Source organism: Rhodoferax sp. PAMC 29310, assembly GCF_017948265.1.
GTDB lineage: Bacteria > Pseudomonadota > Gammaproteobacteria > Burkholderiales > Burkholderiaceae_C > Rhodoferax.
The window spans coordinates 3,474,557-3,488,766 of sequence record NZ_CP072852.1; the positions used below are offsets into that span (position 1 = coordinate 3,474,557).

Here is a 14,210-nt window from a genome sequence, read left to right on the forward strand (position 1 = left end):
AAGCTCACAATGATTGACACGACGCCGCTCCCTTCACCACTCCTGAAAACTGGGGCAATCCTGGCGCGTTGGGCCTTGAGTCTGGTGCTCGCGGGCTGGCTTGTATTCGGGCTGGCGTGGGGCGCGTTGCACTGGCTCATTGTGCCGCGAATCGGGGAGTTTCGCCCGCAGCTGGAGGCTCATGCCTCTCGGGTGCTGGGGGTGCCGGTGCGTATTGGTGCGATCCAGGCGCACTCCACCGGATTGATTCCGTCCTTTGAATTGACGCAGGTTCAGCTCTTTGATGGCCTGGGGCGCGAAGCCCTTGTCCTGCCGCGGGTGCTGGCTGCCTTGTCGCCGCAGTCGGTCTTGCGCCTGGGGTTTGAACAGTTATATGTAGAGCGTCCCGACCTCAATATCAGGCGCACCAAGGATGGCCGGATTTATGTGGCCGGGCTGGACTTTTCAAAAAATCAGGGCGACGATAACGGGGCGGCCAATTGGTTTTTCTCGCAAACAGAGTTCGCCATTCACGACGGACGGATTCGGTGGACCGATGAGACCCGCGAGGTGCCCCCCCTGGTGCTGAATCAGGTCGAGCTGGTGGTGAGAAATCGGGGGAGAAAACACGCACTTCGGCTGGATGCCACGCCGCCAGACCTGTGGGGAGATCGGTTCACGGCCATGGGGGTTTTTACCCAGCCGCTGTTATCGCGCCAAAAGAGTCAATGGCAGGACTGGAGTGGCGACTTGTATACCGGGTTCAACCGGATCGATTTGTCGGAGTTGCGTCGCTATGCTGACTTGGGGGTCGATTTAAAGCAGGGCAGAGGCGCGGTGCGGGCCTGGGCCAATGTGGCCCGTGGCAGACTGGTGGGTGGCACGGCTGATGTGGCGCTGGCAGAAGTCGATGTCACGCTGGGCAAAGATTTGAAGGCGCTGGCGCTGGACTTGGTCAAAGGTCGTCTGGGCGCGCAACAACAGGCCAACGGGTTTGAGTTTTCGACCCAAGGATTGGCATTTGATACCCGCGATGGCCTGCGTTGGCCAGGCGGCAATGTGAGGGTGTTGCACTTGGCCGCAGGCGATAAGACGCCCGCCCGAGGCGAGTTGACGGCGGATCGCCTGGATCTGGCGGCCCTGTCCCAGATTGCAGACCGCCTGCCATTGGGTGACGACATTCGCCGCACGTTGGCTGCCCATCAGCCGCTCGGGCTGGTCCTCCGGCTTCAGGCCAACTGGCAGGGTGCGCTGCAGGATTTGACACAGTACGAGGTCAAGGGTGCCATTCAACAGTTGGCGCTCGCGCCAGTGGGTGATGCGCCAGGCATTCGCGGTGCCAACCTGGAGTTTGACCTCAACCAGTCAGGCGGCAAGGCCCGCATTGAGATGGCGAATGGTCAGGTGGCGTTGCCGACGTTTTTTGCCGAGCCCGACATCGAGTTGGCCGATTTGTTGACCGAGGCGCGTTGGAAAATCAAAGGTGAGCACATCGAGGTGGAGTTGCCCAACCTGAAATTCAGAAACGCCGACGCAAGAGGCGCGGCGCAGATCAGGTGGGCTACCAGTGACCCGGCCAAGAACAGTCGCCATGCCCGGTTTCCCGGTGTGTTGGACCTGCAGGCCACGCTGACGGACGTCAACGGCACCCGGGTGCATCGCTATTTACCGCTGGCCATTCAGACGTCGGTGCGGGACTATGTTCGGGACGCCATTACCGCTGGGACTGCTCGTCAGGTCAAGTTTCTCGTCAACGGAGATTTGCACGACATTCCGTCGGCAGATCCCAAGCTTGGGGATTTCAAAATCAGCGCCGAGGTACAAAACGCCACGCTGCTTTACGTGCCTGCGGCGCTGCAGACGCCGGGCGACTTTCCCTGGCCGGCCCTGAAGCAAATCAATGGCGAATTGCTGATCGACGGCATGCAGTTGCAAGTCAGGCGCGGGCAGGCCAGAACGGGTGCCCTGGACGTTATCAAGCTCAGTGAGATCAGCGCAGACATCAATGATTTGAACCACGCCACGGTGAATGTCAGCGCCAAAGCGCGTGGGCCCCTGTCTGACGTGTTGGGTATCGTCAATGGGTCGCCATTGAACGGGATGATTGGTCGAGCCCTGGAGAGCGCAGTGGCCAGCGGCGTCGCAGACTACACCCTCAAACTGGGCTTGCCAATTTTCAACCTGAACAATTCGACCGTACAGGGCAGCGTCACTCTGGGTGGCAATGACCTGCAGATCACGCCGGACACGCCCAAGCTCTCTCGGGCGCGCGGAGTGGTCGCCTTTTCCGAGAAAGGGTTTTCGGTGACCGGTGGGCAGGCGCGCATGCTGGGCGGCGATGTGCGGTTGGAAGGGGGCTCGGTGGCGCCCAGCGGCGCCATTGTGCAGACCCAAATGACAGGGCCGTCGGTGGTTTTGCGCGCCAGCGGCACAGCCACGGCGGAAGGGTTGCGGCAGGCGAAAGAGCTGGGTCTGGTGGCAGGCTTGGCGCAACGCGCCAGTGGCAGCGCCGCCTATACGGCCGTGCTGGGGTTTCGAGCGGGTCATCCCGAGGTCGCGGTCAGCAGCAATTTGCAGGGGATGGCTTTGAGTTTTCCCGCGCCGCTGGGCAAAGGGGCGGACGCGATGCTGCCACTGCGACTGGAGACGTCCTTGATTCGCGAGTCACTGCAACCAGGGCCTGACGGTCAGGTTCGGTTGCGTGACCAGTTGGCACTGGATTTGGGGCGTTTGGTGAACGTAGTCTATCAACGCGACCTCGGCCCAAGCATCCCGAAAGTGCTGCGCGGCAGCATTGGTGTCGGCCTGGCCTCTGACGAGTCCGTGGTGATGCCATTGAATGGCGTGGGCGCCAACCTGAATCTGGCCACTCTGGATGTGGATGCTTGGCGTACGGTTCTGACGCAGGCATTCGCTGTGGCTGGCGGCGCAGCCGCTTCGTCTGGCACGCCGGCGCACAAGGATGCCGCCCTGGCCTATTTTCCGACCAGTATTGCTGTGCGAGCCCAGGAGCTGACGTTGGGGGGGCGCAAGCTGAACCAATTGGTTGTGGGTGGTTCCCGGGACGGCGCGCTATGGCGGGCCAATCTGGACGCCCGCCAGCTGAACGGGTACCTGGAATACCGCCAGCCGTCTGAAACGGAGGCGGGGCGGGTGTTCGCACGTCTGTCCAGGTTGGTGATTGAGCCCAGCGCAGTCAATGTGGTGGAGACCCTGTTGGGCGAGCAGCCCGCGAGTATCCCCGCCCTGGATATTGTGGTGGATGACTTTGAGTTGCGTGGCAAATCATTGGGGCGCATGGAGGTGGAGGCGCTCAATCGTGGCGGCGATCTGTCCACGCGAGAGGGGGGTGTGCGCGAGTGGCGGCTGAGCAAGTTCAATGTCATCACCCCCGAGGCGAGACTCACGGCCAATGGCAACTGGGCCAGCACCAATGCCCAGTCGGCCAACCCCGGGCGCCGTCGTACCGTGATGAACTTCAAGTTCGACATTTCTGATTCCGGCGAGTTGTTGAATCGATTGGGCATGAAAGACGTGGTTCGCAAAGGCAGCGGCAAGATGGAGGGGCATGTGGCATGGATCGGTTCGCCCATCACGCTGGACTATCCGTCGATGAACGGCGCCTTCTCTGTGAATGTGGAGAATGGTCAGTTTTTGAAGGCGGACCCGGGCATTGCGAAGTTGCTGGGGGTGCTCAGCCTTCAGTCGCTCCCGCGTCGCCTGACACTGGATTTTCGGGACGTTTTCTCGGACGGTTTTGCCTTTGATTTTTTGAGGGGTGACGTGAAGATCGCGCAAGGCATTGCGACCACCAACAACTTGCAGATGAAGGGCGTTAACGCGGCGGTCTTGATGGACGGGCAAGCCAATATTGCCCGTGAAACCCAGGACCTCAAAGTGATTGTGGTGCCGGAAATCAATGCTGGCACAGCCTCCCTGATTGCCACTGTCATCAATCCGGCAGTTGGACTGGGCACCTTTTTGGCCCAAATGTTTTTACGCCGCCCGCTGATTGAAGCGGCGACACAGGAGTTGCATGTGGATGGCAGCTGGACTGAGCCCCGAGTGACCAAGGTCGAGCGCGGCGCCAACGTGAAGAAAGAGGAAACCCAGTGAAAGTTGCAACGATTCAAATGGTGTCCGGCTCGGACGTGCCGGGCAATCTTGCGCAGGCCCGTCGTTTGATGAGCGAGGCCGCGCAGGACGGTGCCGAACTGGTCGTGTTGCCCGAGTACTTTTGTTTGCTGGGGCAGCGCGACGCCGACAAACTCGCGATTCAGGAAATCTATGGATCGGGCCCGCTTCAGCAATTTTTGGCGGACAGTGCGCGGGAGTTGGGTGTGTGGATCGTGGGCGGGACCGTGCCGTTGTCGGTGCCGGCTCCGGCGGGTGATGGTGCCAGCGGTGACGCGGCGAACCGGGTCTTTAACAGCAGCTTGGTCTACAACCCGCAAGGCCAGTGTGTGGCCCGCTACGACAAGATTCACCTGTTCCGGTTTGACAATGGCCAGGAATCCTACGATGAGTCCCGCGTGCTGGCTCCCGGTCATGAGCCTGTGCTGTTTGACCTGCCATCGCGAGACGGGCATCGTTGGCGTATTGGGCTCAGTATTTGTTACGACTTGCGATTCCCTGAGATGTACCGGGCCTATGCGCGGGCCGGCGCTGATGTGCTGCTGGTGCCCAGTGCCTTCACCTACACCACCGGCAAAGCGCATTGGGAGTTGCTGTTGCGCGCCCGCGCCATTGAGAACCTGGCGTATGTGGCAGCGGCGGCGCAAGGCGGCGTGCACGACAATGGCCGGCGAACCTGGGGTCAGTCTATCTTGGTGGATCCGTGGGGCGATGTCTTGGCCGAGCGCGCGGAAAACGCGGGCTGGGTCGCCGCCGAGTTCAGTTTTGAGCGCTTGACGGCCTGCAGGACCAGTCTTCCTGCCCTGGCACACCGTGTTCTGTGAACGCCCACGGGCGGGAATGGCGAGTCGTCAGGGGCTGGGTTTTTCGTCAGACTTGTCTTTGTGGCCGATTTCGGTCGGCGGCGGCGGGTCAACCGGAGGGGGAAGCTCGCCTCCAGGGCGCCCCGAGAACATCGTCCACCAGACAATCAACACCAGCAACACCAAGGCCCCGAACGCCTCTAGCAACAGCAAACTCATGAAAAAACTCCTTCGAACCTTGTGTGTGGGCTGGATTGTAGGCACGCTGGCGGCCTGCAGCAGCCCGCCCATTCAGCCTCCTGTGGTCGAGCCCCTGCCGGCACCAGTGAGCGCGCCTTTACCTGTCTCTGCGCCTGAGGACATTGGCCCTTTGCCGGCCGAAATTCTTCAAGCCAAGAGCCGTTGGACGCCCGTGCGTTGGGCCGAATTGCCAGGGTTTGAAGAAGACGCCTTGCATGAAGCCTGGAACGCGTGGATCAAGAGTTGCGAGCGCCCTGGACCCGTGTTCGCCACCTTGTGTGGGGACGTCCGCCGTCTGAGCATTGGCGAGGCGAGCGCACAGCGCCAATGGATGCGAACCCGGCTTCAGCCCTATCGGGTGGATCCGATCGATGGCGCAGCCACTGAAGGTTTGTTGACCGCCTATTTCGAGCCTTTGCTGGAGGCCACCCGCACACCTCGTCCCGGGTATCAGGTGCCCTTGTACCAACCGCCATTGAACTTGGGCCAACGAAAGCCTTGGTACACACGCCAGGAGATGGACACGCTGCCGGCCGCGCAGCAAGCGCTGCGCGGCCGTGAGATTGTTTATTTGGCGGACCCTGTGGACGCGCTGGTGTTGCAGATTCAGGGCTCGGGTCGAATCCGGGTGACAGAAGACGACGGGTCTCAGCGGCTGGTGCGGTTGGCCTATGCGGGCACCAATGACCAACCCTACAAGAGTGTGGGCCGCTGGTTGCTGGACCAGGGCGCTATTCGGGACGCCACTTGGCCAGGCATCAAGGCCTGGATCGCCCAGAACCCCCAGCGACTGGGGGAAATGCTCTGGAGCAACCCTCGGATGGTGTTTTTCAAGGAAGAGAAACTAAGCGATCTTGATATGGCATTTGGACCCCGTGGGGCACAAGGCGTTCCTCTCACGCCCGGCCGCTCCATTGCCGTTGACCCTGCCAGTATTCCCTATGGGACGCCGGTGTGGCTGGCGTCCAGCAGTCCCACGGTGGTGCTGCAGAAGCTGGTTTTGGCACAAGACACAGGCAGTGCCATTCGGGGCGCGGTTCGAGCTGACTACTTTGCAGGGTGGGGTCCGCAAGCGGGCGAGATGGCGGGGCGCCTCAAGCAGTCCTTGCGAATGTGGGTTTTCTGGCCAAAGCAGCTAAGATGACCGCCACCAATCTCTGTCGCGATTTTCAGTTAACGAGCCAGGACAGCCATGAATAATTCTTCGATGCGTGAAATTGACGAGCGGACCAACCTAGCCAGCAACAGCATGTTTGAGTTGCTGTTGTTTCGTTTGGGCGAGGCACCGGGCAGCGGTCGCCGTGAGATGTTCGGAATCAATGTGTTCAAGGTGCGCGAAATTCTGGTCATGCCGGAGATCACGGAAATGGCCAATTCGCCTCCGTCCGTGATGGGTGTGGCCAATATTCGGGGCCAGATGATCACCGTGATCAATCTGCCCAAGCTGGTGGGTTGCAACCCCACCAAAGGGCTGGGAATTTTGCTGGTGACTGAATTTGCACGCACGACCCAAGCCTTTGCGGTGGAAGAGGTGAACGAAATTGTGCGTCTGGAGTGGAAGCACGTGCTGTCGGCCGAAGGCTCCGGCGGTGGGCTGGTCACCAGCATTGCCCGTCTGGATGGCGCTGCAGAGAACACCCGACTGGCTCAGGTGCTGGACGTGGAGCAGATCTTACGCGATGTATTTCCGATGGATCATCTGGCAGTTCCTGATGGATCAAAAGTTCCCCAGGTGCATTTGCCACCGGGTTCAGTGATCCTGGCAGCAGATGATTCGGCAGTGGCGCGACTGATGATCGAACAAGGCCTCAAAGCCATGGGTGTACCTTTCATCATGACCAAATCTGGCCAGGAGGCTTGGAATCGACTGCAGGCCCTATCCGCCGAGGCCGTATCTGAAGGCAAAACCATTCGGGACAAGGTCGCCTTGGTGCTGACCGACCTAGAGATGCCGGAGATGGACGGTTTTACCCTCACCCGGACCATCAAGCAGGACCCCCGGTTCAAGGGGTTGCCGGTCGTGATTCACTCGTCTTTGACGGGAAGCACGAATGAGAGCCATGTGAAAAGCGTGGGTGCAGATGCTTATGTGGCCAAGTTTGTGGCGGAAGAGTTGGCGTCCACCTTGTTAGGCGTGCTCAACCGCTAGCGCGTTGTTACCTTAACTTGCACCAAGATGCCAGTGGTCTGCCTGCTGTCCACAGACCCATCGGCTGAAGTTCCAATGGATTGCTGCTCTGATTGGGCCACAGTCACCCATTCGCCCAGACCGACCATGACCATGGTTGATGTACTGGCAGTTTGGGTCTGGTAGCGCCCTTGGCCCTGCATCGCAGAAATAGTCAGATCAACCGTCCCCCGGCCGTCCCATCGCGGGAGCGCGTTAAATCCGGTACCCGACTCGAGGATCACCACGCCTGGCACCACGATCATGGACCCGTTGTGGATGACAGATTGCACCAGACGCATGGGCACGCTGTTTCGCAACGCGATGGCGGCAGGCCGCCCATTGAGTACCAAAACCTGTTGCTGGCTGTTGGCCGACTGAGTGCTTTGCCGGGTGTTGCCTTGAATCTCGACCTGGACGCCTGACCTGCCAGGCGTCAGCTGCGCCGCTCCCTGCACGCTCAAGCTGGTACCACTGGCGTCATTCAAGCTGACTTGGCGCACTTCAATTGACAGGTTGCGCATCGGCAAGGTGCTGCCAGAAAAGTTTGACGATGCTCCTGAATCAATAGCGTGCTGCGCATGTAATACGGGGACTATCGCGAGAAAAGTCGTAAATAAAAGGCAGGCGGATCGGTTCATCGCTGTCAAGGTGCTTGCCCTCATGATTTTTGACCAAACCGGCTGGCAGCCTGCCGCCGAAACTCACTGGGGGTCATGCCTTTGATACTGAGGAAGCGGCGGTTGAAGTTGGCGATATTGTTAAATCCCACCTCAAAACCAATATTCGCGATACCGAGGTCGGTCTCCATGAGCAGCTGGCAGGCCCTGTTGACTCTCACATGGTTAACGAAATCGGTGAAGGTATTGCCCGTGGCGCGCCGGAAAAACCGCGAGAAGCCACTCTCGCTCATGCCCAATCCGCGAGCAATGTCAGCAGCCGATTGGGATTCGCTCAGGTTCTCTGTAATGCTGTTCACGATGACGTTGATCTGCTCCAATTGCGCATCGTTGTCCACGCTTTGCAGCGGGGCGTTGGACAGCATGCGGTAGTCAGTGCATTGGACTAGGTCGCTCAGGAACGCGCAAAAAGCGCCAAATCGGGCCAATCCATGGGCGTTCTTCACGTTGTGCCAGTGCGCAGACGCTTGCGGGAACATGTCAAAAAACTCGATGCCATGGCGGGAGCGCTCCAGCAGGGGCATGATGTCACGCAGTTCGGGAATTTGCTGGCTGGCCAGCTCGATAGGTGCGCGGGGAAACTGAATCACCAGGTCGCGCTCTTCCACGCCGCCTTCCGGTACATCCATGCTGACCCAGTTGTGCGGCAGGCGCGGCCCGGTTAGCACCAGTTGGCCGGGTTGAAACTGGCCAATCCAGTCGCCCACGAACACTTTGCCCGAGGTCGCCGTGATCAGGTGCAGTTCGTATTCGTCATGGTGGTGCCAGCGCGCCAGCGGTGTCGGGTAGCCGTGGGACAGGCAACGAATGATGCCGGTTTCATTGGCCGGCTCATAGCCCAGCTCCGTGGAGCGAACGTACTCGTGCTCCAGTTCAGGTTTGAGTTGACGGGGCAGGGTAGACATGGTGCGGCAATGGTAGGTGAAACCGGGGCAGGGTCACGTCAGGACATGACGCTGCCACCATCGACATTGAGGGTTTGCGCCGTGATGTAGGCCGCCTCGTTGCTTGCCAGAAACACCGCCGCCCCGCAAATATCGGCAGGCGTGCCCATATAGCCCATCGGCACCGCCTCGCCCACGCGTTTCTTTTTTTCGCCCAAGGGCAGATTTTCATGGCGGGCGAACAGGGCGTCGACATGCTGCCACATGGGCGTGTCGATCACGCCGGGCGCAATGCCGTTGACCCGAATGCCTTGCGGCGCCATGGCGAGTGCCGCACTTTGGGTGTAGCTGATGATGGCCGCCTTGCTGGCGCAGTAGTGCGAGACCAAAGCCTCGCCCCGGCGCCCGGCCTGGGAGGCCATGTTGATGACCGACCCTTTGACCTGGTTGTCCACCATCTGGGCCAGCACCTTCTGCATGACAAAGAAAGCGCCTTTGACATTCACCGAGAACAGCTTGTTATACATGGCCTCATCGCTGTCAAGCAGCGGTGCCATGTCAAACACCGCAGCGTTGTTGAAGAGTGTGGTGATGGGGCCAAACCGACGTTGAGCCGCTTTGATCAGCGCGTCGACTTCTTCCAGTTGAGTGACATCGGTTGCCACATACTGAAGCGTGTCGGGGTGGGCGGCCATCAACGTGGCGAGCTCAGGCGTTGGCTGCTCGCCTCGGTCTGCGACGGTGCAATGGGCGCCATGGCTCAGAAATGCAGCCGTGACGGCGAGTCCAATCCCTCCTGCTGCGCCGGTCAGCACAGCATGTTTGTCTTTCAGGCGGGGAAGAAGGAGCGTATTCATGGCGTAGTGCGTTGGGTTAATTGAGTGACTTGTGAGAAAGCGGTTCGAATCGATGCCAGCAAGCGGGTGTCGCCGGCCAATTCGCCCCAAAGAGAAGCGTCGGCGCACAGGGCGGCTACCGGATCAGGCGCTTCACAAATGGCGTGGCCGACGGCTGGGTCCATGGCCTGGTCTTGGTAGGTGTACGGAATCAAGCCCGCGTGCCAGCGTTGCAGGTAAGCCAAGAAAAGCGCGGGCAGTATGGCCACGCTGGCAATCGACTCGCCACGGGCCAGACGCTCTCGAATGGTGGGGGCAATAAAACCGGGAATCTTGCTGAAACCGTCCATCACCACGCGCTGGTTGGTGTCCAGGATGGCTGGGTTGCTGAATCGGTCCAGCACCACGTCACGGTAGGCGGCGAGGTCAAGGGGGCAGGGATGCTCGGGCGTGTCCAGCACGGGCATGACATCGTCCGTCACGTAGTCGAAGGCCAATTGGCGAATCATCGGATCAAGGGTTCCCTCGTGGATAAATTCATAGCCAACCAGCGTTCCCGCCCAGGCGATGCCACTGTGGGTCGCGTTGAGGACTCGAATTTTGGCTTCTTCGTAGGGCTGAACGGCCTTGACCATCTCCACCCCAACCGTCTCCCACGCGGGGCGTCCGGCGATGAAGTTGTCTTCGATGACCCATTGAATGAAGCTCTCTCCCATCAGCGCGGCCGGGTCGTCCACGCCGGTGGCGGCCAGCACCCGGTCCCGCACGGCCTGGGTGGGGCGTGGGGTGATACGGTCGACCATGGCATTGGGACTGCTGGTGTGGGACTTGACCCAATCCAGCAATGCGGCGTCGCCTAACAATGTGATGTACTGCAACAAGCCGCCGCGCGAGCGGTCGCCGTTGTGGCGCAAGTTGTCGCAATTGAGCAGCGTGACTGGCCCCGCATTGGCGTGCATGCGGGCACGCAAAATCGCGGTCAATGCACCATAGATGGTAGAGCCGACTTGTCCTTGGCGGGCCGCATCCAGGTCAGCGCTGAGGTCGGGGAACGACAGATCAAGCTGATTCTTGTCGTCCAGGTAATAACCTGCTTCAGTCACCGTGAAGGAGATGATGCGGGTGTTCGCATCAGCGCCAATGCTGATCAGCCCTTTCAGACTGGGCTCGTACGGAACCACAGTTTGGAGCGACGTGATTCGCGTGTAGACATGCTTTCCCTGTGACGTGATGGTCTCCAGCGTGTACGCCCCATCCTGCTCGATCAAGGCCGCCACGGTCTCGGCCATGTCGGCGCGGATGTTGCCACCCGCCAAGGCCCATCGACGATCCCCCGTTTGCTGCAGTTCATGCAGGTAGACCGCCTGATGGGCGCGGTGAAAAGAGCCCAAACCCAGGTGGAGCAGGGTCAGGGGCGGTGTCGAAGAAGCGGCAGATAAGGACATGGCAAATGGGGTCTCTTCAATCAGGGTTAAGGGCTCACCGCTTTGCGGGTCATACCTGTGCGGGTGATGCGGCCTTTGGCGTCAAACAGGTGTGCCGCGTCGGCGTCAATTTGAACCCCCACGATGTCGCCCGGATGCAGGTTGCACCGCTCTGTGAGGCGAGACACCAGTTGCCCCCCCTTGGGCGTGCCGACATAGACCAAGGTTTCTGCGCCCAGCGCTTCCACCAACTGAACCTTGCCTTGCAGCAGCCCTTGATCGGGAGCGCACAGGGTGATGTGCTCCGGGCGCAGGCCCACAAAACCGCCAGCTTCCACTTTGAGGCCGCACACGGCTTCCAGGGCGGGAATGTCGGCGACGGGCACCATGTTCATTTGCGGCGTGCCAATGAACTGGGCCACAAACTGATTGGCCGGGCGGTCATACAGCTCCAGTGGGGTTCCCACTTGCTCGATCAAGCCGTCGCGCAGCACCACCACGCGGTCGGCCAGGGTCATAGCCTCGACCTGGTCGTGGGTCACGTACACGGTGGTGGCGCCCAGATCGCGGTGCAGTTTGGCGATTTCGATACGGGTCTGGCCGCGAAGGGCTGCGTCCAGGTTGGACAGAGGCTCGTCAAACAGAAACACCTTGGGCGCGCGCACGATGGCCCGGCCAATGGCCACGCGCTGACGCTGGCCGCCCGACAAGTCCTTGGGTGTGCGCTCCAGATATTTCGTGAGATCGAGGATTTCGGCAGCTTTCTTCACCTTGTCGTCGATTTCGGCCTTGGGCGCACCCGCGAGTTTGAGCGCAAAGCTCATGTTGTCGGCCACGCTCATGTGCGGATACAGCGCATAGCTCTGGAACACCATGGCCAGATCGCGCTTGGAGGATGGCATGTGCGTGATGTCGCGCCCTTCCAGGGTTAGCTTGCCACCGTCGATGTGTTCCAGGCCCGCGATCAGGCGAAGCAGCGTGGACTTGCCGCAGCCCGATGGGCCCACAAAAACAATGAACTCGCCGGGTTTGATTTCCAGATCGATGCCTTTGATGGCGCGGTGATCACCGAAGAACTTTTCGATGCCTTGGAGTTGAAGGTATGACATGGTTTCAGTCTCAATAAGGTTTGTTTAGCAATACGCCGCAACAGCAGCGATGTCTGATTCGAGGCTGCCGCGCCACGCGCGGCAGGTGTAGGGCAATTACTTCACGGCGCCAAAGGTCAGTCCCTGCACCAGTTGCTTCTGGCTGAACCATCCGAAGACCACGATGGGTGCGATGGCCAGGAATGAAGCGGCAGACAGCTTGGACCAGAACAGGCCTTCAGGGCTGGAGTAACCGGCAATCAGCGTGGCCAGCGTGCCACCGTTGGCGGCCGTCAGGTTCAGGCTCCAGAACGCCTCGTTCCAGGAGAGCACCAGGGTCAAGAGTCCGGTGGAGGCCAAGCTGCCCATGGCCAGTGGCAACAGCACCAGGCGCGCTTCCTGCCAGAGTGTGGCGCCGTCCATGCGTGCGGCTTCCAGAATCTCGCGGGGGATCTCTTTGAACTGCGAATACAGCATCCAGACCATGATGGGCAGGTTGGACAGGGTGAACACGATGATCAAGGCAATGGGGTTGTCCAGCAGGTGGCTCTTTTGGGCCAGCACATAAACCGGCACCAGCGCACCCACGGCGGGCATCATTTTGGTCGACAGCATCCACATCAGGATGTCTTTGTCGTGCTTGCCCTTGAAGAACGCCATGGCGTAGGCGGCCGGGGCGGCGATCATCAGTCCGATGACGGTGGAGACCACGCTGGTCAGCACCGAGTTCCATGCGTACCGCAGGTAGTCACTGCGCTCATTGACTTCGTGAAAATTCTCCAGCGTGGGGCTGAAGAACAACTTGGGCGGCACCGCAATGGCTTGCAGCTCGGTCTTGAACGAGGTCAGGATGAGCCAACCGAGCGGGAAGAAAAGCAGGAGCGCGACGCCCCAGGCGGCCACGGTGCGAACGGCGTAGTCCGGTGTGTAGGTAGATTGACGTGCCATGGGGGTTCCTCACTTGTCCAGGTTTTTGCCGACCATGCGGATCATGAAAATCCCCACGATGTTGGCGAGTACGACCGCGAACAGTGCGCCGGCCGAGGCCACGCCTGCATCGAAATTCAGCAGGGCCTGTTTAAAGATCAGGTAAGCGATGTTGGTGCTCGCATCGCCCGGGCCACCCCCGGTGGTGGTGTAAATCTCGGCAAATACACTGAGCAAGAAGATGAGTTCGATCATCACCACAACGGCCACCGAGCGGCCCAGGTGGGGGACGTAGAGGTAGCGGAACTGTTGGAAGAAGTTGGCGCCGTCCATGCGCGAGGCCTCCAACTGTTCGCGGTCCATGCTTTGCAGCGCCGTCATGAAAATCAGTGTGGCAAAGGGCAACCATTGCCAGGACACCATCAGAATGATGGAGAACAGCGGCACCTCAGTCAGCCAGTCAATTGGGGTGGCGCCGAAGAAAATCCAGACCTGCGCCAACACCCCGTAAATGGGGTTCATCATCATGTTCTTCCACAGCAAGGCGTTGACCGTGGGCATGACGAAGAAGGGCGAGATCAGCAGAATGCGCACCAGGCCGCGACCGGCCAGCGGCTCGTTGATCAGCAAGGCGATGAGCACACCGAAGACCACGGTAATGCCGATGACGCTGCCCAGCAGCAGCAAAGTATTCATGATGGCCGCCCCGAAAGACGGGTCGGTCACGAAGTATTCGTAGTTCTCCAGGCCAATGAAGGCGGATTGGTCCGGGTTCAGCAGGTTGAACTGGATAAGGGAGAAATAGATGGTCATCACCAGCGGCACGATCATCCAGAGGTAGAGCGTGCTCACGGCCGGGGCCATCAGCAATCGGGGGAGTGTGCGGTTCATGGGGAGTTCTCGAAACGATCCCGAAGAATAGGGAGTGCGCGCTGCGCGCTCCGGCGAATTAGCCGCTCAACACAGGCCTAGAACGGGTTTGGTTGAGCGTGTGGGGCCCAGACTCCGCGCGGTGCGAAGTCTGGGTGCCTATCTGGCACCAGTGTTG

Annotated in this window: 12 protein-coding genes; 4 read left to right on the plus strand and 8 right to left on the minus strand. The window is 60.2% G+C overall.

Annotation, left to right across the window (positions count from 1 at the left end; all coding sequences use genetic code 11):
- The first annotated feature begins 9 nt into the window (after positions 1–9).
- A complete protein-coding gene (locus tag J8G15_RS16190; RefSeq protein WP_210543392.1) occupies positions 10–4,095 on the plus strand; it encodes a YhdP family protein in 4,086 nt (1,361 codons plus the stop codon).
- Positions 4,092–4,937: a carbon-nitrogen hydrolase family protein gene (locus J8G15_RS16195; RefSeq protein WP_210543394.1), complete on the plus strand. Its 846-nt coding sequence runs from the start codon at positions 4,092–4,094 to the stop codon at positions 4,935–4,937. Before J8G15_RS16190 ends, J8G15_RS16195 begins: the two co-directional genes overlap by 4 nt.
- A 27-nt stretch (positions 4,938–4,964) precedes the next feature.
- Here J8G15_RS16195 and J8G15_RS21660 read toward each other — a convergent pair whose 3' ends face one another.
- Entirely contained in the window at positions 4,965–5,135 is a 171-nt protein-coding gene (locus J8G15_RS21660) for a hypothetical protein (RefSeq protein ID WP_240538336.1), read from the minus strand.
- On the opposite strand from J8G15_RS21660, the gene J8G15_RS16200 reads away from it, so the two are divergent.
- Together J8G15_RS16200 and J8G15_RS16205 are read left to right on the plus strand one after the other, a co-directional pair.
- Positions 5,068–6,300, plus strand: a complete 1,233-nt coding sequence (locus J8G15_RS16200; protein ID WP_240538576.1) for a murein transglycosylase A — start codon at positions 5,068–5,070, stop codon at positions 6,298–6,300. The two genes, J8G15_RS21660 and J8G15_RS16200, sit on opposite strands and share 68 nt — an antisense overlap.
- Positions 6,301–6,348: 48 nt before the next feature.
- Positions 6,349–7,305: a chemotaxis protein gene (locus tag J8G15_RS16205; RefSeq protein ID WP_240538337.1), complete on the plus strand. Its 957-nt coding sequence runs from the start codon at positions 6,349–6,351 to the stop codon at positions 7,303–7,305.
- Here J8G15_RS16205 and J8G15_RS16210 read toward each other — a convergent pair.
- The 7 genes from J8G15_RS16210 to J8G15_RS16240 all read right to left on the minus strand — a co-directional run bounded on the left by J8G15_RS16210 (position 7,302) and on the right by J8G15_RS16240 (position 14,053).
- On the minus strand, positions 7,302–7,847 hold the full coding sequence (locus J8G15_RS16210; RefSeq protein WP_210543397.1) for a hypothetical protein: 546 nt from the start codon (positions 7,845–7,847) through the stop codon (positions 7,302–7,304). The two genes, J8G15_RS16205 and J8G15_RS16210, sit on opposite strands and share 4 nt — an antisense overlap.
- 137 nt (positions 7,848–7,984) lie before the next feature.
- The gene (locus J8G15_RS16215) at positions 7,985–8,908 is read right to left on the minus strand and encodes an AraC family transcriptional regulator (protein ID WP_210543399.1); all 924 of its coding nucleotides are present in this window, start codon (positions 8,906–8,908) and stop codon (positions 7,985–7,987) included.
- A 38-nt stretch (positions 8,909–8,946) separates the two neighbouring features.
- Positions 8,947–9,744: an L-iditol 2-dehydrogenase gene (locus J8G15_RS16220; protein ID WP_210543401.1), complete on the minus strand. Its 798-nt coding sequence runs from the start codon at positions 9,742–9,744 to the stop codon at positions 8,947–8,949.
- Positions 9,741–11,168: a D-arabinitol 4-dehydrogenase gene (dalD, locus tag J8G15_RS16225; RefSeq protein WP_210543403.1), complete on the minus strand. Its 1,428-nt coding sequence runs from the start codon at positions 11,166–11,168 to the stop codon at positions 9,741–9,743. The genes J8G15_RS16220 and dalD overlap by 4 nt, the downstream gene beginning before the upstream one ends.
- Before the next feature lie 26 nt (positions 11,169–11,194).
- The gene (locus J8G15_RS16230) at positions 11,195–12,256 is read right to left on the minus strand and encodes an ABC transporter ATP-binding protein (protein WP_210543405.1); all 1,062 of its coding nucleotides are present in this window, start codon (positions 12,254–12,256) and stop codon (positions 11,195–11,197) included.
- Between the two features lie 96 nt (positions 12,257–12,352).
- A complete protein-coding gene (locus J8G15_RS16235; protein ID WP_210543407.1) occupies positions 12,353–13,183 on the minus strand; it encodes a carbohydrate ABC transporter permease in 831 nt (276 codons plus the stop codon).
- Between the two features lie 9 nt (positions 13,184–13,192).
- The gene (locus J8G15_RS16240; protein ID WP_210543409.1) at positions 13,193–14,053 is read right to left on the minus strand and encodes a carbohydrate ABC transporter permease; all 861 of its coding nucleotides are present in this window, start codon (positions 14,051–14,053) and stop codon (positions 13,193–13,195) included.
- Positions 14,054–14,210: the final 157 nt, after the last annotated feature.